Source organism: Marivirga lumbricoides (assembly GCF_014636295.1).
Lineage (GTDB): Bacteria > Bacteroidota > Bacteroidia > Cytophagales > Cyclobacteriaceae > Marivirga > Marivirga lumbricoides.
In genome coordinates this window covers 168,139-187,094 of record NZ_BMEC01000003.1, presented here as the reverse complement: position 1 = coordinate 187,094, position 18,956 = coordinate 168,139, and the positions used below count along the sequence as shown (strand labels likewise).

16 protein-coding genes are annotated in these 18,956 nt (G+C 35.6%); 10 read left to right on the top strand and 6 right to left on the bottom strand.

All coding sequences use genetic code 11. The features are described 5' to 3' along the window. The first annotated feature begins 45 nt into the window (after positions 1 to 45). Positions 46 to 1,086, top strand: a complete 1,041-nt coding sequence (locus IEV85_RS05560) for a glycosyltransferase (RefSeq protein WP_188461035.1) — start codon at positions 46 to 48, stop codon at positions 1,084 to 1,086. 39 nt (positions 1,087 to 1,125) lie between these two features. Here the strand turns inward: IEV85_RS05560 and ahcY are convergent, their stop codons facing one another. Together ahcY and IEV85_RS05550 are read right to left on the bottom strand one after the other, a co-directional pair. Continuing rightward, complete coding sequence (ahcY, locus tag IEV85_RS05555; RefSeq protein WP_188461033.1) at positions 1,126 to 2,427, bottom strand: adenosylhomocysteinase; 1,302 nt, start codon at positions 2,425 to 2,427, stop codon at positions 1,126 to 1,128. A gap of 102 nt (positions 2,428 to 2,529) precedes the next feature. Next, complete coding sequence (locus IEV85_RS05550) at positions 2,530 to 3,291, bottom strand: biotin--[acetyl-CoA-carboxylase] ligase (RefSeq protein ID WP_188461031.1); 762 nt, start codon at positions 3,289 to 3,291, stop codon at positions 2,530 to 2,532. A 59-nt stretch (positions 3,292 to 3,350) separates the two neighbouring features. Here IEV85_RS05550 and rsfS point away from each other — a divergent pair, with 59 nt between their 5' ends. Then, positions 3,351 to 3,704: a ribosome silencing factor gene (gene rsfS, locus IEV85_RS05545; RefSeq protein ID WP_188461029.1), complete on the top strand. Its 354-nt coding sequence runs from the start codon at positions 3,351 to 3,353 to the stop codon at positions 3,702 to 3,704. Between the two features lie 65 nt (positions 3,705 to 3,769). Further along, positions 3,770 to 5,872 (top strand): ATP-dependent zinc metalloprotease FtsH, encoded by a 2,103-nt coding sequence (gene ftsH / locus IEV85_RS05540; RefSeq protein WP_188461027.1) that lies wholly within the window; start codon positions 3,770 to 3,772, stop codon positions 5,870 to 5,872. 172 nt (positions 5,873 to 6,044) lie between these two features. On the opposite strand, the gene IEV85_RS05535 is transcribed toward ftsH, so the two are convergent. Together IEV85_RS05535 and IEV85_RS05530 are read right to left on the bottom strand one after the other, a co-directional pair. Beyond that, positions 6,045 to 6,482: an SRPBCC family protein gene (locus tag IEV85_RS05535; protein ID WP_188461025.1), complete on the bottom strand. Its 438-nt coding sequence runs from the start codon at positions 6,480 to 6,482 to the stop codon at positions 6,045 to 6,047. Between the two features lie 46 nt (positions 6,483 to 6,528). Beyond that, positions 6,529 to 7,032: a phosphoglycerate mutase family protein gene (locus tag IEV85_RS05530; protein ID WP_188461023.1), complete on the bottom strand. Its 504-nt coding sequence runs from the start codon at positions 7,030 to 7,032 to the stop codon at positions 6,529 to 6,531. A 278-nt stretch (positions 7,033 to 7,310) separates the two neighbouring features. Between IEV85_RS05530 and IEV85_RS05525 the strand changes: the two genes are divergently transcribed. The 4 genes from IEV85_RS05525 to IEV85_RS05510 are packed head-to-tail and all read left to right on the top strand — an operon-like array spanning position 7,311 to position 12,791. After that, entirely contained in the window at positions 7,311 to 9,047 is a 1,737-nt protein-coding gene (locus IEV85_RS05525) for a DUF1800 domain-containing protein (RefSeq protein WP_188461021.1), read from the top strand. A 2-nt stretch (positions 9,048 to 9,049) separates the two neighbouring features. Then, complete coding sequence (locus IEV85_RS05520; protein WP_188461019.1) at positions 9,050 to 10,750, top strand: DUF1501 domain-containing protein; 1,701 nt, start codon at positions 9,050 to 9,052, stop codon at positions 10,748 to 10,750. Next, positions 10,722 to 11,609: a porin family protein gene (locus tag IEV85_RS05515; protein ID WP_188461018.1), complete on the top strand. Its 888-nt coding sequence runs from the start codon at positions 10,722 to 10,724 to the stop codon at positions 11,607 to 11,609. Before IEV85_RS05520 ends, IEV85_RS05515 begins: the two co-directional genes overlap by 29 nt. Then, complete coding sequence (locus IEV85_RS05510) at positions 11,610 to 12,791, top strand: hypothetical protein (protein WP_188461016.1); 1,182 nt, start codon at positions 11,610 to 11,612, stop codon at positions 12,789 to 12,791. 64 nt (positions 12,792 to 12,855) lie between these two features. On the opposite strand, the gene IEV85_RS05505 is transcribed toward IEV85_RS05510, so the two are convergent. Together IEV85_RS05505 and IEV85_RS05500 are read right to left on the bottom strand one after the other, a co-directional pair. After that, the gene (locus IEV85_RS05505; RefSeq protein WP_188461014.1) at positions 12,856 to 14,730 is read right to left on the bottom strand and encodes an ATP-binding protein; all 1,875 of its coding nucleotides are present in this window, start codon (positions 14,728 to 14,730) and stop codon (positions 12,856 to 12,858) included. 153 nt (positions 14,731 to 14,883) lie between these two features. Next, positions 14,884 to 15,516, bottom strand: a complete 633-nt coding sequence (locus IEV85_RS05500) for a carboxypeptidase-like regulatory domain-containing protein (RefSeq protein ID WP_188461012.1) — start codon at positions 15,514 to 15,516, stop codon at positions 14,884 to 14,886. Between the two features lie 186 nt (positions 15,517 to 15,702). Between IEV85_RS05500 and IEV85_RS05495 the strand changes: the two genes are divergently transcribed. The 3 genes from IEV85_RS05495 (at position 15,703) to IEV85_RS05485 (ending at position 18,955) form a co-directional block, all read left to right on the top strand. Continuing rightward, entirely contained in the window at positions 15,703 to 16,086 is a 384-nt protein-coding gene (locus IEV85_RS05495; RefSeq protein WP_188461010.1) for a metalloregulator ArsR/SmtB family transcription factor, read from the top strand. Beyond that, positions 16,074 to 16,778, top strand: coding sequence for a YjjG family noncanonical pyrimidine nucleotidase (locus tag IEV85_RS05490; RefSeq protein ID WP_188461007.1), 705 nt, complete (start codon positions 16,074 to 16,076; stop codon positions 16,776 to 16,778). Before IEV85_RS05495 ends, IEV85_RS05490 begins: the two co-directional genes overlap by 13 nt. A gap of 230 nt (positions 16,779 to 17,008) precedes the next feature. After that, on the top strand, positions 17,009 to 18,955 hold the full coding sequence (locus IEV85_RS05485) for a DUF3858 domain-containing protein (protein ID WP_188461005.1): 1,947 nt from the start codon (positions 17,009 to 17,011) through the stop codon (positions 18,953 to 18,955). Position 18,956 lies beyond the last annotated feature (1 nt).

Below are 18,956 nucleotides of genomic sequence, written 5' to 3'. Positions count from 1 at the left end.
TCAGTAACTTATTTAATTTAATTGTTCTTCGCATAATCACCAATTATGAAGATTTTATTTACAGGAAAATCAGACTTTCAGTACAATAGAGTAAAAGTATTAACTGAAGGATTGAAAAAATTAGATAATGTAGAACTACTATTTTATCCTATCATCAATCGTAAAAAATTTAATAAAGAGAAGTTTCTCGAATTAGAGAAGAAAGTAGATTTCATTTATATCCCCCCATTCCGACATAGAGATGTTTCATTTATCAGGAAAATAGCGTCCAAACCACTGGTTTTTGATCCTCTTATTTCAAAATATTTAACCAAAGACGACTATGGCCATTTTTGGAAGCTTCCATTTAAATACCTGCTGGATAAAATACCATTCTGCAAAGCTGATATTTTACTTTCAGATACTGAGCAACATAAAATCTACTTCTCGAGAAAGTTTAACATTCCGGAAGAAAAAATTGCTGCTTTGCATATTGGTGTTGACACTTCTAAATTTAACATTAGCGAATATAAAAAAGACTCATCTCAACCATTTGTAGTAGGTTTTTACGGAAGCTTTGTCCCCCTACAAGGTACCGATAAAATTATTGAAACAGCCAATATTTTAAAAGATCGCAAAGATGTGGAGTTTCAAATTATTGGAGATGGCTATGATTTCAAAAAGGCTGAAAGTTTGGCTAAAAAGTGGGGTCTTACAAATATTCGCTTTTTAGGATCTGTTGAGTACAATGCACTAAGTGTTCTTATTAATCAATTTGATATTTGTCTGGGCATTTTCGGTGATTCAAAAAAGGCGGATTATGTTATTCCTAATAAAATTTACCACTACGCATCTATAGGTAAATGTATAATTACTAAGAGTTCAGAAGGCATAAGCGAGTTATTTACTGATAATGAGAATATTGTATTAAGTACTATTGAACCATCTAATATTGCTGAAAAGATACTAGCCTTAAAAAGCGATGATAACAAGAGAAAAAAGATAGGTGAGAATAGCTTTAGACTGATTACAGAAAAATATAATGAAGTAGAAATTGCTAAAAAGTTTGTAAGTATCCTTAAGGAATATCAAAAAAGCCACTCATAAAATATATAAGTGGCTTTTGAAATTACTGGTTAAGTATAATTAATATCTGTAATACTCCGGTTTGAAAGGACCTTCTACAGTTACTCCAATATAGTCAGCCTGTTCTTTGCTTAAAGTATCAAGCTCCACCCCTATTTTAGCTAAGTGTAAAGCTGCCACTTTTTCATCTAAATGCTTAGGCAAAGTGTAAACCGCATTTTCATATTTATCAGAATACTTCCATAACTCAATTTGCGCCAATGTTTGGTTGGTAAATGAGTTAGACATTACAAATGATGGGTGACCAGTAGCGCAGCCAAGATTTACCAATCTTCCTTCCGCTAGTAAAATGATTTGTTTTCCACCTTTCATTGTAATTAGATCAACCTGAGGTTTAATATTATCCCACTCAGCATTTTTGTGCAACCAGCTCACATCAATTTCATTATCAAAGTGTCCAATATTACAAACGATAGCTTTATCCTTCATTAATTCGAATAAATCACTCGTAATAATATCTTTATTTCCTGTAGCAGTCACAATTATATCTGCTTCCTGAACAGCTTTTCTCATTGGCTTCACTTCAAAACCATCCATAGCCGCCTGAAGCGCACATATAGGGTCAATCTCTGTTACTATAACTCGAACCCCTGCTCCTCTCAATGATGCAGCTGAACCTTTTCCAACATCTCCATATCCACCAACAACAGCTACTTTACCGGCCATCATTACATCTGTTGCCCTTCTTATCGCATCTACTAAAGATTCTTTGCATCCGTATTTATTATCAAATTTTGATTTAGTTACAGAATCGTTCACATTGATGGCAGGCATAGGAAGTGTTCCTTTTTTCATCCTCTCATACAACCTGTGAACTCCTGTAGTAGTCTCTTCAGATAGTCCTTTTATGCCTGCAGCTAATTCCGGATACTTATCTAATACCATATTAGTAAGATCTCCACCATCATCAAGGATCATATTTAAAGGCTTTTTATCGTCTCCGAAGAAAAGAGTTTGCTCAATACACCAGTTAAATTCTTCCTCAGTCATCCCCTTCCAGGCATATACCGGAATTCCGGCAGCTGCAATTGCTGCCGCAGCCTGATCTTGCGTAGAGAAAATATTACAAGAACTCCAGGTAACTTCTGCACCTAAAGCTGTCAAAGTTTCTATTAAAACAGCCGTTTGAATTGTCATGTGCAAACACCCGGCAATTCTGGCTCCTTTTAAAGGTTGCTCTTTACCATACTCTTCTCTAAGTGCCATTAATCCTGGCATTTCAGCTTCTGCCAGCGTAATTTCTTTACGTCCCCAGGCAGCTAAAGATATATCCTTTACTTTGTATTTTTGTGTCTCAACCATTGTATCGATTTTTTTTCTGATATTAAATAGAACTCAAAATTACCACATTAGTTTTATAATAGAAAATTTGTGAATCTTTAACTACCCCCGGCTAAAAAACACTTATAAAAATCGTACCTCTTTGAACTGATATTTTCTTATATATTCTGCTTCATCTTCTATATGCAAATTACCTTCAGTACTTGTCCCTCTAATAATCCCGTTGAATTTACCTTTACTATCCTCGAAAAAAGACACCTTATCTTTTTTATACAACTGCTGCTCATAAAGCTGGTGAATTACCCGCACATCGTTACTTCTTAGCATTAAATAATAATGTTCAATCCTTGAAATAATGGAAGAAAGCACCTCGTTTAAAGCAAAAGTTTTTTCAGTTATAACCTTTAAGGAAGTAGCTGTTGAGGGAAGTTTTTCTGTTTGATTGACATTAAGCCCAATACCAATAATGCTTTGGCTAATTTGTTGATAATTGATGTTATTTTCAATTAATATACCGGCAATTTTAAGGTTCTTCACATACAAATCATTAGGCCATTTAATAAAGGCTTTCATGTCGTTGTCTATAGATTTGATTACATCAAAAAGAGCAAGGGAAACAATACGATTAAGTTCGAATTGCTGAGTAGGCTTAAGAAATTTAGGCTTTAAATAAATGGAGAAAGTAAGGTTTTCACCAGGTGCAGACAGCCAGGTATTACCGCGCTGTCCTTTTCCTTTGGTTTGGTTTTCCGTGCTTACTACTGCACCTTCATATATAGACCCCTGTACTGCCATATCCGCTACAATATCATTAGTAGAATGACAGCTTGGCAGAGAAATAAGTTGTTTCCCTATAAATAAGGTATTGGCAAAGATTTTATGCAATATTATTTCGTAGATTTACAGCAAATAAACAAGTTAGTTTTGAAACCAAAAAATTTTTAATGAATTCAGAAGCTTTAAGCAAGTTAGTAGTGAAGGGAATGCAAGAGAAGAAAGCAAATGACGTCACTATATTAGACCTTTCTCAAGTTAAAAATGCAGTTGCCGATTACTTTATATTATGTTCGGCTAACTCTGACACTCAGGTAGATGCTATTTCGGATTCAGTTGAAGAGTTTGTATATAAGCAAGCTCAGGAAAACGTTTGGCAAAAAGAAGGCAAAAATAATAAAGAATGGATACTCTTAGATTTTGTGACGGTAGTAGCTCATATATTTAAAACAGAAAAAAGAGCTCACTACGATTTGGAAAATCTCTGGGGAGATGCCAAAATAATAGAAGTAGAGAACGTATAATTAATAAACAAATTATAAGATGCTCCCGTTTAGCATCAAGCTAATTGAAACAGTAATAAAATATAATGGCAGAAATACCTAATAATAAAGACAAGAGAAAAAAAATCATCCCAAAGCCACCACAAAAGCCTAATTATCAGGTGTGGGTTATAATTGCTATTATAACAGTGGTTTTCGGTATTTCAATATTTGGCGGCAGCAATAGCGCTATTCAAATATCTGAAAAGAGATTTGAAAGGATGTATACAAGTAATGACATCAGAAAGGTGGTATTACTTAAAAACCAGGGTGTAGTTGAGGTTTATCTCAAAGAAGAAGCGCTTAAAAACTCCAAATACGTTCAGGAATTGGAGAATAGCAGTAACCCGTGGAATTATCAAAAAGGTCCGCACTACACTTTTGAAGTACCCAGCCTGGAAATATTCAATAAAAATTTTCAGGAACTGGAGACTAAAGTACCGGAATCACAGCGAATTGGCTACGAAGTAGAAGAAAGAACTTCATGGACAGAAATGTTCTGGAGCTATGGTTTCTTAATATTCTTACTTTTTGGAGTTTGGTTCTTAATGAGACGAATGACAGGCCAGGGTGGCCCCGGTGGTCAAATATTCAATATTGGCAAATCTAAAGCCGCTTTATTTGATGCTGAAAACAAGGTTAAAATAACTTTTAAGGATGTAGCTGGCCTTGATGAGGCGAAAGAAGAGGTAGCTGAAATTGTAGAATTTTTAAAGACGCCTTCAAAATTCACCACATTAGGAGGTAAAATACCTAAAGGTGCCTTATTAGTAGGCCCTCCGGGAACGGGTAAGACTTTATTAGCTAAAGCGGTAGCAGGAGAAGCAGGTGTTCCTTTCTTTTCATTATCAGGTTCCGATTTCGTGGAAATGTTTGTAGGTGTTGGTGCTGCAAGAGTTCGTGACTTATTTAAGCAAGCTAAAGAAAAAGCACCTTGTATTGTTTTTATTGATGAAATAGATGCTATAGGCCGCTCAAGAGGAAATGGTAGAATGCCGGGCTCTAATGATGAAAGAGAAAACACATTGAATTCACTTCTTGTGGAAATGGATGGTTTTTCAACTGACTCGGGAGTAATTATACTGGCTGCAACTAACAGACCTGATGTATTAGATTCTGCCTTAATGCGACCAGGAAGATTTGACAGACAGATTAGCATTGACAAACCAGATATAGTTGGTAGAGAAGCTATTTTTAAAGTGCATTTAAAACCATTAAAGGTAGATGAAGCACATGTTGATTCGAGAAAATTAGCGGCTCAAACCCCAGGATTTGCCGGTGCGGAAATTGCGAATGTTTGTAATGAAGCTGCATTAGTAGCTGCCAGAAAGAACAAGAAAGCTATTGAAATGCAAGATTTTCATGATGCTATTGATAGAGTAATCGGTGGATTAGAAAAGAAAAATAAGCTTATATCTCCTAATGAGAAGAAAATAGTAGCTTACCACGAAGCAGGACACGCTGTGGCAGGTTGGTTCCTGGAGCATGCTGATCCATTGGTTAAAGTAAGTATAGTACCAAGAGGCGTTGCTGCATTAGGGTATGCTCAATATCTGCCAAAAGAGCAATTTCTATATCAGACAGAACAATTAATGGATGATATGTGTATGGCTTTAGGAGGTAGAGCAGCTGAGCAAATCACCTTTGGTAAAATATCTACTGGAGCATTGAGTGATCTTGAAAGAATTACCAAAATGGCATACAGCATAGTGACCGTTTACGGTATGAATGAAAAAATCGGTAATGTATCATACTACGACTCCAAAGATGGTGGTGATTACAAATTTACCAAACCTTATTCAGAATCTACTGCTAAGACGATAGATGAAGAAGTAAGAGCTTTGATAGATTCTGTTTATGAAAGAACTTTGAAGTTATTAACTGATAAGAAAAAAGAGTTAGGCATTTTGGCTGAGCAACTTCTTGAAAAAGAGATTCTGTTCCAGTCTGATTTAGAAAAACTTATTGGAAAAAGACCTTTTGCAGAAGACACCACTTATGAAGCATTTACTAAAAATGGTAAAATATCTGTAGCCGATGCAGAGAAAAAGGATGAAAATAAAGTAACTGACTCTAATGAGGAAGAAGCTTTAACAGGAAATTCAGAAAAAACGGATTCAGGAACGTCATCCGATGAAAAGAAAGATTAAATTATTTCTAAATAATTTTAAAAGTCCTGAGCAAGCTCAGGACTTTTTTTATGCCAAATCAAATTAGTCACTTATTCATCTATAATCTAAAATCAGATTACACAATGGGGAATCATCTGTTACTGAATTTCAGATTCATATCAAAGACTCTCAAGTAATTGGCTAATACACTCTATTTAAATATTCTTTTATAAACAGGCTTTCGATAGGCAAATTGCAACCATAGTATAGGATACAATAAGAAGTCCATCAAGAGAAATGGTGATCTAAAATGGACATCATCTACAATAATTGAAGTCCTATCTTTCGATTTTTTAACAATATGATGGTGTTTCCACTTTTTAAGAAAGAAAGGGAGTTTGGTTCCTTCATCGATAAACTCGAAACATTGTTCGTCTGTTTTGTTAAATGTTATGAGGCTTATCCAATCTTGCTTAAAGAATAAAAAGTTTAGCCTTAAGTGCACCTTATCCCCCTCCTCACTGCCTCCAAATTCAAGCAAATCCACTGGAGGGAAAGGAGGATTTAACTTCATGAACAATTCACTATTAAATCCTTCTTTTACTTGCAGGTAATCCTGTTTTACTTTAGTACTTAGTTTTAAATGCATATAAGTAAAAGTAAATAGCAAGTAAATTGTTTACCGAACAAAGCCTTTAATTAGACTTGCTCCCGTACTGATGAACCAACACTTTGTTAGAAGGCAGATGCAATTCAAATATTTTATCGTACTCATTTTCGCCAATAGATGCCTGGGGCCTTTCCGCGCCTAAAGCCTCTATTTGTTCTAAAATAGTGTTGCTATGACCAATTACCAGAATAGTATCTGCATTTAGTTCCTTAAGTGTATTTGAAAATGCTATAAAATCAGTTGGATTATATTTAGCCAATGTAAGGTTTTTAGCTTCTATCAATGGTTTTGCAGTCTCAATATTCCTTTTTGTGTCAGAACTGAAAACTGTATCAAGCTTTATTTTCTTAAACCAACTTGCAAGGTCCACAGATCTAATCACGCCATCAGTATTTAATGGAGGGTCATTTTTAATTTCAGTTTCCTTTTCTGCATGGCGAACAAAATAAATAGTTTTATTCATTTTTTCTTTTTCGTTGCAAGCGGTAATTCCCATCAATACAATCAGTAGCGCAATAAAATTTCTCATAAATGAAAATTAGTACAAATCAATTTTCTGAAATTTAGAAAGATATAGTAATATTTCATACTGCTTCAGGAGATTTGATTGGCACAGATAACACTTCTTCAAAAGAAAAATTATAGTTTAAAACTTTTCAAAACGGTAAGCACACATAATTTCTCGTTTTTATTGAAAAAAAAGATCAAAACATACATTTCATCGATAAAGATCAAAAATAACACGATAAGCAAATTTTCGAAATGAAAAAATAATTACTTTTGGAGCTAACATAAGTCTTTCAACATATGGCATTAACTCCACTCAATGAAACTTTAGGTCGCCACAGGGCAGCTCACCTACTCAGAAGAACTGTGTTTGGAGCTACTCAAACAACTATAAATACTTTTGCTTCACTTACTCCCAGTGATGCGATGGAAAGGTTATTCAAAGATAATCTGGAAAGCCCACTACCTCCTATAGACCCTGCTACGGGAACAGAATGGATGACTACAGGCACCACAGATGCAAATAGTGAGGGATTTGAACTCGAAAATTATTTCCTCAGATGGCATTTAGGGCAATTCCTGGGAGGCTTATCAACAGGCGAGGATCAACTAGCCTATATATTTAAAGAGCGACTTGTTCTATTTTTGCATACTCACTTTACCACAAAAAAATCTGTAGTTAATAATAGTCGTGCCTTGTACTTTCAAAACGAATTATTCAGAAAATTCGCATTTGATAGTTTTCTGCCTGACGAATTGAATTTTAAAGCGCTTACTGTAAAAGTGAGCCTTGATAATGCCATGCTAAGGTTTTTAGATGGAAGGTTCAATGTGAAAGGGAACCCTAACGAAAATTATGCAAGGGAACTTTTAGAACTTTATAGTGCAGGAAGAGGTCTTGAAGGTGCTGATAAAAACACGCAAGAAGAGGGCGATTACGGCACATTTACAGAAGAGGATGTACAGGCAGCTGCAAAAATATTATCAGGATTTGATTTTGATGACAGCTTTTCTGAAATAGATCCTGATACAGGTTTGCCAACAGGTAAAATTAAAAGCAATGGCAATCAGCATGACAATAACCCGAAAACCATGAGTTTCCGATTGGGTAATACAGTAATTGCACCGGATCCTGAACTATTGGTAAATGGAGAGCCTACCCGCGAAAGTGCCATTGATGAAATAAGACAATTGATAGACGTTATCTTTGCACAAGAAGAAACTGCAAAGCATATCTGCAGAAAAATATATAGATTCTTTGGGTATCATGAGATAGATGATTCGGTGCAAGCGGGTATTATCACCGATTTAGCCAATGTATTCATAGCTGCTGATTATAAAATTCAATCTGTATTAACTGCATTTTTCACCAGTAGAGAGTTTTATGAGGGTGCTACAGGTGTACAGGATGATGTTTTCGGTAGTATTATTAAGTCTCCGATAGACCTGGTGGTTGGGCATGCACGAGCTTTTGAGCTAACACTTCCTAATTATATTACCAACGCATCAGAGTTTTATGAAATAACAGGTTTTATGATGGGTAAAATTGACGACATGGGTTTAAGTTATTACGAACCTTATGAAGTAGCAGGATATTCCGCTTACCATCAATTCCCTATTTACCACAGAGGTTGGATCACTACTACTTATCTAACTCAGCGATATGCTTATATGCAAAACGTAAGCTTGGGCATGATGGACAGTAATCCACTATCCACCCTTACACCTATTGAATATGTAGAAAAACACATTGATTTTGGTTTAGCCTCCAACGCAAAATCTCTTGTGGAGGAAGTATGCAAGCAGCTTTTAGCAGTATCAGAGAATGTTTCATTTACCAATGCTGCCAGTGAGCTTTCAGAAGAAAGACTTAATTACTTTTTGAATGCTTTCTTATCCACCTTTCAGATCGACCAGGACCCGGAAGGTGCCTGGACAACCCGCTGGACTAACGGAGTAGATAGAGAAACTGTTGTAAGACAATTACAAGACTTGTTTAACTCCGTATTTCAATCACCAGAATATCAATTGATGTAGCCATGAAAAGAAGACAGTTTCTAAAAAAATTAGGTTTCGCTGCCGGAATGCCTTTCGCACTCTCCGGTATACCTATTCAAATGTTGGCATCCCACGAGCCATTAAAAAATCTTTTGCATAAAAGCACAAACGATAATGTATTGGTGATTTTGCAGATGCATGGTGGTAACGACAGTATCAATACCTTCATACCAATTGATGCTTATGATCAGTATTATAGCAGAAGAGCCAACATCGCTATTCCTTATAAAAGTGGCAACAGAACATTGATCCCATTGGATAGTACAGTAGACCTGAAAGATCAAGTGGGGCTACACCCTGACATGACAGACTTTAAAGCTATGTATGATCAGGGACAGGCAGCTGTTTATCAAGGCGTTTCTTATCCTAAAAATAATGGATCGCACTTCCGTGGCCGAGATATCTGGTTCATGGGAGGTGATTATGATGATTATTACTCATCAGGATGGATAGGCAGATACTTAAATCAGGCCTATGCTCCTGCTGCTTATCCTGATGACTTTCCAAATTCTGAAATGCCGGACCCATTGGCTTTGGAAATGGGAAATGATTCTTCATTACTTTTTCACCAGGAAGGAAATATTCCTACCTCTATTTCTCTGGGTAATAGTCCGGGACAGTTATTAAACCAAATTGAAAACCTGGAAGGATTTGCTGATCAGGGAATTGATCCCAGAGGTTTACCTCCAGAATTTCTGAATGGTTCCGCTTATAAAAAAGAAATGGATTGGATTTTGGGTCTTGAGGACAAATCTGAAACTTATATTAAAAGATTACAGGAAATCTATTTAAGTTCATCTGATTCAGCTAATGAATACCCTGAAATATATCCCTTTAACGCACCTTCCGGCAGTAAGAGAAACCCTCTGAGTGGTCAACTCAAATTAGTAGGCAGATTATTAGGTGGTGGCATTAAGACCAAAGTGTTTTTAGTGAAAATTGGTGGCTTTGACACACATGCAGAGCAAGTGGTTTCCACTGATACAACTATGGGTGTGCATGCTACAAAGATGTACCACATTTCTGCAGCACTTAAAGCCTTCCAGCAAGACCTTAAAAACAGAGGTATCTCGGACAAAGTATTAACTATAACCATGTCCGAATTTGGAAGAAGAATCCCTTCAAACGGAAGTTATGGAACGGACCATGGAAAAGGTGGTGCTGTAATGCTCTTCGGAGACAAAGTGAATGCCGGTATTTTTGGAACCAATCCTGACATGAATAAAAACAATATCGACATGCAGTTCGACTACCGTCAGCTGTATTCCGGTATTCTGCACGATTGGTTTGGCGTAGAGCAATCTGTAATTAATCAGGATATCTTCTTCAGAGACTTTTTTAATGCCACTGACGAACAAGGCAATCCTCTTCCGGAAGTAAAGATTATTTCTGATAAAATCACCGGAAATAAAGATTGGTTAGTGGAGAGGTATAACGTGTCTGCCCCATATCCTAACCCTGCAAAGGATCATACTTACCTTAGTGTAACCAGTAATACCAGAGGAGTCGCGAGCTTCCAAATACTGGATCATAAAGGAGCAGTTTTAAAAAGTGTAAAAGAAAACCTGCAACAAGGTAAAACTGAAATAAAACTCAATACAGATTCTTTGAAACAGGGAATCTACTATGTAAAAATTGACTCACAAAACATTCATGAAACCAAAAAGCTTGTTATTCAATAAACTATTTACCTATACTCTTCTGCTTGCGACAGTATTGCTTTTGCAAAACACGGCACAGGCGCAATCTTTCAAAAAAAAGAAAAATAAAGGAAACTTTGCAGAAGACTTCCTGAAGACTCAGTGGTGGCTAGGTATAAGAGGTGGAATAAATTTCACCAACGTAACTCCTATTAATCGTTTCTCTGGCTTTAACCCTGTCAATTACAGTGAAGAATCTTTAGAGAAAGAATATAAGAGTTTCGAAAATCCAAGCTTTAATATAGGAATGGATATCACTTTCTATCATGCAGGGTTTTCAATTTCTACCTTTCCTTCATTCTTTATTCATAATCTGGGTTATGAAAGTAACAGATTATGGGAAGGCGATGCGGCCGCAGATCGATACGAAACTAAATATTCAGTAGATCAGTCCATCACATTTATTGATCTTCCTGTGGCTGTAAAATATGATATCCTGAAAAATAAGGTTCGCCCTTTCGTGATGGCAGGTGCTTTTTACAGCTTTAAATTTGCTGCAAATAAAGAAGTAAATATTCAGGAAACTGATTATGCCTCAGAAACACCTCAGGCATATGACAGAGCTACAATTAACCTTAATAATCCGCAGGAATTTAACAATAACTGGGGAGTGTTGGGAGGTATTGGAGCAAGTTTTGACTTCTGGAATATTCGTACAATCATTGATTTTCAATACCGTCATAGTTTTGAGTCTGTAGTAAATCCGGCCGAACGATTCAGAGAAAGTGAATTTTCAGCTTTCGGAGAAGTTCAGGATGATTATAGCCTGCAAAATTACAGCGGATCTATCAGCTTCGTTTTCCCATTAAGATATATCGACAGCCAATTTAAAGCTTTATAAATGAGAATTTTAGTATCTTTATTCTTAACAATCCTACTATTTTCTTCCTGCAGCGAGGAAGAATTCAATCCGGAATCTGCCTTTCTTCAGATTTATGATGACAATAACTACAATGTAGCCTACAAGCCTGTAGGGCTGGGAGCCTCAGATAGCAACTACTTTATGTTAGCGGAAAGAAACCTTGATGTCAGCAACTTTTCAGGTATCAACCTGGTAGTGGCAGATTTGGAAGGTACGTTTAAAAATGAGATTCAGTTGGAAGACCGCTTTGTTGCGCCTACCAAAGGTTTACTAAAAGTGGGCAATGTGCATTACTTCTTCTGCATGGATAGAAACACTTTAAGACCTCATTTAGGAATCATACCAGCATCTGGTGAAACTGTGGAGTTTATCTCTTTAAATGTTTCAGCATCGTACCCTTTAGCTGCATCTTTAAGTAATGATAATAAGCTAATTCTACTAAGCTATAATCCTGAAGGGCAAACTTCAGTGCTTTCTGATATAGATGTGCAGGGAACCGTAGTGAAACAAGTGCAATATTCTATAGGGCCTGGAAATGATGTTTTAAGTGCAGTAGTAAACCATTTTACTAAAAGAAGTGAGCGTTTACCCTTTTTCTGTGGGCAGGCTCCGAGTGGAACCTATTACTTTAATGGCTTTTTTAACTATACCCTTTCATTAGTATTCACTACTTTTGGTGATGAGCCGACTGGTGTGGTACAAGGACAGGCATTAAATGCCGGAATGCAGAGCTTATTACCGGTGGGCGGTAATGATTTTGCCTTTATGGGCTTTCAATTTTCAGATCATTTTATTTCCGGAAAAACTACACTTTCCAGTACAGAGATAAGTTCATCCGTGAACTACTTTAGCAGAAATATTCCTGAAATAGCTGAAAAAGCCAATAGCAAAATTGTTTCTTACAGCACCACAGAAAGTGACATGGTCATTTTTGCATCGGAAACAGAAGGCAGGCAGGTAGTATTATACTTTTATGATACCTTTACCGGCAGCCTGATCAACACCTACTACATTGGTACACTTAACCCATTTACTTTTTCAGATATTATGGTTTTCGAAGATGGCAGCATTGCTGTAATGGGCACTACTTATTTAGCGGGCCGCTTTGAAAGAATTTACTTAACCAAAATCAGCAGAGAACAGGTTTTGGAGATACTTTAAATTCAAATATGATTCCATATAGTCCAGTTTAGTTTTTATAAGCTGGACTAAAATAAAACAACTATCAAACCTTCTGAAAAGCTACAACAAAAGTAGCCCCTTTACCCAATTTACTTTCGCACCAAACACTACCATTCATTTCCTCCACGTATTTCTTTACTATAGATAAGCCTAACCCTGTAGAAGATTCATCTCCGGTGGGCCTGGCACTTAATGTTTGGTATTTATTAAAAAGCTTATCCTGATCTCTTTTAGATATACCAGGCCCTTCATCCCGAATACTAATATGACAATATTCATCAAAAAAATCTGAAGCCAAATAAATAGTGGTTCCAGGTTGGGAAAACTTAATAGCGTTGCTGAGCAAGTTTTCAAACACTTGTCGTAAGAAAAAAGGATCTGCCAAAACAGGTAATTCTCCGGATAGTTGAGAAGTACTTATCAAAATTCCTTTATAGTCTGCCTTCTCTTTGAAATCATTGTAAGTCTCAAACATTACTGCCACCATATCGGCAACTGTAATATTATAGTTCATTGCTTTTTTTCCTATTGCTTCCAAATCCAAAATCCGCTCCACAAGCTCCTTTAAATGTCGATTGGCAGCTTCTAATTTTTCATAAATTTTGACTTCCTCTTCCTCCCAACTATCATTCTTAAAGCCAATCAAATTAATTAATCCACTCATTTGATTAATGGGACTTTTTAGGTCATGCGCAACTATTCCTATTAGCTCATCTTTCTGTTTATTAATAGCAAGTAGCTCATTATTCTTCTTCTGTAGTAACTGTCTTTGTGAAGTGATTTCATCCTTTTGCGCCTTTACCTGGTCAAATAACTTCTGCATTTCTTGACTTTTCTCCGTTAGCAAAACATTTTCCCGGGCTTTAATTCTATTGTTTTTAATTAATAACAAAGCGATAAAGAAAATAAAGGTAAGACCAATACTGATCGAAACAATAATGACCCTTTGAAGCTCCTGCTCGTTCTGAGAGGCCAGAAGGCTTCTACTTTGTAATTCTTTTTCTCTTGTAAGAAAGTTAATTTCATCACTCTGGTTTCCCAGCTTGTTTCCACCAGCGATACCCCAAATCAATTCAGAGTACTCATTACCTAAATATTTTCGAATAATTTTGTCTGCCTCTGCTTTATAAAGATAACTGGCAAAATAATCTTTTACTGGTCTATCCCACCCTTTGTTGTGCTGATAGATAAAGCGATAACCATCTCGTTTTATTTGAAAATTAGGTTGCCTTTTTACCTGTTTACCGCTATTTAACTCAATTACATAAAAAGGTAGCCCAACATAACCGATGATATCACGGTTTCTACTTACTAAATCAATAACATTTTCATCATTTTCAGATTCTATATAGCTGAAATCTAGTGCATAATCATTTGAAAGTTTCTGCAAATCATATTGATAGGTAGTGTTTGAAATTGTTGCAGCCTTTAGGCCACGTAAATGATTGATCAACATTGAAGTATCTTGCAAGAGAGGCACCGAAATATGGGTAATTAGAACGCTTACATCGGGCATATAAGCATTTGAAAAAGCTACAGATTTAGCCCTTTCTTCCGTTCTTGAAATAATTGAAATTCCGAAGGCACCAGATTTGCAATTAGCTACATTATCAACTAAATCTTCAAAGGCATTTACCTCAACCCAATCCTGATGGATTTTAACTTTATACTTCTTTTCAACAAATCGAAAAAAAGAATCCATTATTTCTTTTTCAACTCCTTCAATTTCCCCTAAATGGTTTCTGTAGACGAAGGGCTCAATAGGAAAGTAGAAAATTGTTACTCTACCGGAACCATCTCTTAAAATTTGATCCCAGCTTTCGGCAGAACTGTTAGCTATTGAGCTAATTTGAATTAAAACCAGAACTAAAACAAATTTATTCCTATAATAAGGCAGCCTTGGGAGTCCAAAAATCATATACTTAATCTACTGTAGAACAGAATTTTACAATTACCCTTATTTAATAAAACAAATAAAATTGCGGATAATTAATGTAAAATTAAAAATTTAAATATATAAATATTTCCTGAATAATCTATTGATCTGGGGAAGAACAAGGAAAAGAGGTAATTAATTGCTGTTTTTAAAGTCACCACGTTTAATGGATTTGAACAGCTCTACCCATGCCATAGGATTTAAAAGCGGATTAACCGGCACTGAGTTTCTTCTTTGCTCATAGAAAGCTTGTTGCTGAACAAACCACCTGTGGTTCATGGAGCCATCAGCTGGTAAAGTCATGTACATCTCTTTTAGTACAGCAGGATCAAGGTTCCTGTTAATATTATCATACTGACTGGGTAATTGCATTGCTAAAATTGCCTTTTTAAAGGCATCTGCCGTAGGAGGTAAATTATAAACCTGTACTTCATTTAAGACCGTTGTATCAGGTTCTAATCGGAAGATCACCTTCAAAGTTTGTCCATCAATAGCGGGAATGATATACCTGCTTTTCTTAAACCCTACTGCACTTATTATTAAACTATCTCCTTCCAGAGCAGGCATAGAGAAAAACCCATAAGAATTGGTAGAAGTTCCTCTTCCATAAATAGGAGTATAAATATGCACTCCCGGCACTCCAATACTATCCTGATCCAAAACAACACCAGTAAATTGAATTACTTCCTTTGCCGATTCATCAGAATTCTGAGACCAGCCCAGAAAAGGAAGGCTCAATAAAAAAAACGTGGCTATAAGATGTTTCATTTGAATCATGATAAAACAAATATAATACATAAAACGCTAGATTCTAAACGAAATCTTCCTCCAATAGTTCATTTATGATTAAAATACCAAATACTGTTCAGGTAATATTTAGAAATACTTTTTATTATTTTAAAGCTATTGCGCCAAGGCCTGCTATCTTTACAAATGATCAAAAGGTTGATGTTTATGAGACTTAAAAATTTTACACTTAATTTCAGCGTTCAGGTTTTTAAATGCCTGGCGGATGATTCTCGGTTAAGAATATTATTTCAGGTGCATGAAAATCAACAAATGTGTATTTCAGATCTAGAGCTAATACTTAATTTTACTCAGGCAAAAACCTCGCGCCATCTACTTTACTTAAAAAATAATGGGGTGCTAAATTCAAGAAAAGTTGACCAGTGGGTATTTTATAATGTAAAAGAAGAGGTGAAAGACCTTCTTTCACAAGCCTTCAGGTTTGTAGAAAAAGATCAATTATTACAAAAGGATTTAGAAACTTTTAAGGTGATGTATTCTAACAGGGAGTTAGCCTTAAACAAACTGCACAATAGAAAATGGATAAACTAAAAAAATATAAGCACATATTCTTTGATCTGGATCACACCCTGTGGGATTATGAAAAAAATTCTGCTGAAGTACTAAACGAACTGGTAGTTAAACATCAACTAATTGAGATGGGAATACCTAGTGCAGAAGCATTTTCCAGGACTTTCGAAAAAATAAATGTTGGGTTGTGGAGCGATTTTAATAAAAATAAAATTTCCAGGAAAGCTATCAGGGAACAGCGGTTTCTCAAAATTTTAGCCAGCTACCAAATTGAAAATCCTGACTTGTGCAACCGTTTATCGGATGAATACCTAATGCAGTGCCCTACAAAATCACATGTTTTCCCTTTTACTTTTGAAGTGTTGGATTACTTAAAAGAGAAATACCACTTACATATTTTAACCAATGGCTTTGATGATGTACAATACATAAAGCTTGAAAAATCAAAATTGGCTCCTTATTTTAAAACAGTAGTAACCTCAGATGGAGCAGGGTATAAAAAGCCTATGGCTTCTATTTTTAAATTTGCTATTGATAAAGCAGAAGCCCGAAAAGAAGAAAGTGTAATGATAGGTGACAACCTCCAGACAGATATTATGGGCGCACGGAATTTCGGCATGGATCATATTTATTTTAATCCCGGCAAACTTAGCCATAGTGCCTCAGTAACCCATGAGATCAATTGCCTGAGCGACCTGCAGAAAATACTTTAAGAAAGTATCAATTAAATGTAAGACTAAAAAAGGCATCTGAAATAAAGAGCTAGCAGAAGGTTCTATTTAAACCTAACTACTATTTTAATCGTTCTGAAAATGTTCCAACCTGCTTAGCTTCTAATTAAAAAAACATATACAATATAAAAATTTTGTTTAAAATTGGAACAATAATTGCAGTGGAGCCTTCAAGAAAATAAAGAGTACGCTTCTATAAACCATTATTTAAAATGATAAACCTTAATCTAAAGAATCCCTTCACCCTCTTTCTCCCTTTATTTCTTTTATCTACAATGGTTTATTCACAAAAAACCACTGAATTCAGCTCACTCAACCAACATGATTTTCAGATAAAAGGCGACTTTATAAAGGATGCTGAAGCGGTGATTTTGTTGGATAGTGGTTATAGTTATTATACTGATAGTCTGGAACTGGTTTTTCGACATAATACAAGAGTTAAAATTTTAACTGAAGAAGGTAAATCCTGGGGAAATGTACGTATTCCTTACAGTACGGAAGATTCGCTTATCAACATAGATGCTATTGCTTATAACATCACTCCAAATGGTGAAATAACTTCCAAAAGATTACAGGCTGCTAACATAAAGCGTGAAAATGTTACTGAAGGTGTGGTAACATCTTATTTTTCAATTCCTGAAGTAAAAAAGGGCAGCATTATTGAATATACCTATACACTGAAAATAGCAGACTGGCAGAATTTAAATAACTGGTATTTCCAAAATGAAGTTCCTGTACTAAAATCAACTTATACCACAGCAATTCCTTCCTTTGTATTATTCTATAAAAATTTAGAAGGAGTAAAAGGCCTCGATGATTTGCAGAGATCTCCTGAGAAACAAACAATACTGGAAAGTGAGACAGCTATAATAAAGGAAACTTATGTAATGGATTCTTTGCCTGCTTATGTGGAAGAAATGGATATTCCCGGGGACGATTACTTCGTGTCGAAAATTAAATTTTTCCTTGCAGAATATACATTGCCAGGAAAAGAAACTCAGTATTTATTACCGGAAGGCTACGAAGAACTTGCTTTTAACTGGGCAGGTGATCCTTATTTCAGACAGGTTTATTCAAGAGGAGGATTTCTATCAGAGAAAGTGAATCAAATTTACTTCCGCGAATTTTCAGCTCTCAAAAACATTCAAAGTTTCTACTATTATGTAAGAAATAATTTCGAACTGGATTATACCAATGAAAGTACAAACCTAGAAGATATTTACAATGCGAAGGCAGGTAGCCCTCAACAAATTAACATGCTTTTAACTAAAATGTTAAATCAAGCCGGTTTTGATGCTTATCTTATTGCACTTTGTACTATTGACAATCGCCCTACTTATCCGGAGTATCCTAATTTTGAAATATTTAATCATTTTGTAAGCATGGTGCGGCTAAATGGTGAAAATTATTTTCTTGATGCCTCCGATAAGAATTTATTGTTTAACATGTTATCCCCCAACAGTATTAATAGCGGAGGTTTAGTGGTGTCCAGAACTGCTCCAGGCTTTGTTCCTTTGGAATTTAAATTCGAAGATAAAGAACAAGCTATTGGCAACTTTATAATTAGCGATTCTGCTTCGGTATCCGGAGAATTAGAAGTAAAAAGAGACGGCTATAGTGTTTATAATTTCGATTACAGATTTCTTAACAGTAACAGAACGTATAACGACTATTTAATTGAAACAATTTTTGAGAATATTAAATGGGATATTAAGAAGCATGAAGTTAACGACACATTTGAAGGAAATAAAGTAATTAAAGAATTTCTGTCATTTACAAGAGCTGCCGATTCTGTTGCTAAAAACTATATGAGTATTAAACCTATAGTATTTAATGAATATGAAGAGAATCCTTTTCCTGAAAATGAAAGACAGAACCCTATCACAGTTTATACCCCTATTGTGCGAAAAGGAAGCTACAATTACGAAATACCAGAAGGCTGGGTGGTTCAAAAATTACCCCAATCGAAAAGCTTTGCATTAGATGAAAACAAAGCACGCTTTATGTACAATGCAAGTCAGAAAGGAAATAAAATAATAATTGAATATTCCCTTGATGTGAACCAGGTAATTTATATGAGCCCGGAGTATCCACAGCTTAGGGGCTTCTTCGAAATGTTGGTACAGCTTATGAATCAGCAAATCGTATTAATCCGCTAAA

Coding starts and splice junctions, on each gene's coding strand:
- IEV85_RS05560 (WP_188461035.1), top strand. CDS start 46: ATGAAGATTTTATTTACAGGAAAATCAGACTTTCAGTACAATAGAGTA.
- ahcY (WP_188461033.1), bottom strand. CDS start 2,427: ATGGTTGAGACACAAAAATACAAAGTAAAGGATATATCTTTAGCTGCC.
- rsfS (WP_188461029.1), top strand. CDS start 3,351: ATGAATTCAGAAGCTTTAAGCAAGTTAGTAGTGAAGGGAATGCAAGAG.
- ftsH (WP_188461027.1), top strand. CDS start 3,770: ATGGCAGAAATACCTAATAATAAAGACAAGAGAAAAAAAATCATCCCA.
- IEV85_RS05535 (WP_188461025.1), bottom strand. CDS start 6,482: ATGCATTTAAAACTAAGTACTAAAGTAAAACAGGATTACCTGCAAGTA.
- IEV85_RS05530 (WP_188461023.1), bottom strand. CDS start 7,032: ATGAGAAATTTTATTGCGCTACTGATTGTATTGATGGGAATTACCGCT.
- IEV85_RS05525 (WP_188461021.1), top strand. CDS start 7,311: ATGGCATTAACTCCACTCAATGAAACTTTAGGTCGCCACAGGGCAGCT.
- IEV85_RS05520 (WP_188461019.1), top strand. CDS start 9,050: ATGAAAAGAAGACAGTTTCTAAAAAAATTAGGTTTCGCTGCCGGAATG.
- IEV85_RS05515 (WP_188461018.1), top strand. CDS start 10,722: ATGAAACCAAAAAGCTTGTTATTCAATAAACTATTTACCTATACTCTT.
- IEV85_RS05510 (WP_188461016.1), top strand. CDS start 11,610: ATGAGAATTTTAGTATCTTTATTCTTAACAATCCTACTATTTTCTTCC.
- IEV85_RS05505 (WP_188461014.1), bottom strand. CDS start 14,730: ATGATTTTTGGACTCCCAAGGCTGCCTTATTATAGGAATAAATTTGTT.
- IEV85_RS05500 (WP_188461012.1), bottom strand. CDS start 15,516: ATGAAACATCTTATAGCCACGTTTTTTTTATTGAGCCTTCCTTTTCTG.
- IEV85_RS05495 (WP_188461010.1), top strand. CDS start 15,703: ATGAGACTTAAAAATTTTACACTTAATTTCAGCGTTCAGGTTTTTAAA.
- IEV85_RS05490 (WP_188461007.1), top strand. CDS start 16,074: ATGGATAAACTAAAAAAATATAAGCACATATTCTTTGATCTGGATCAC.
- IEV85_RS05485 (WP_188461005.1), top strand. CDS start 17,009: ATGATAAACCTTAATCTAAAGAATCCCTTCACCCTCTTTCTCCCTTTA.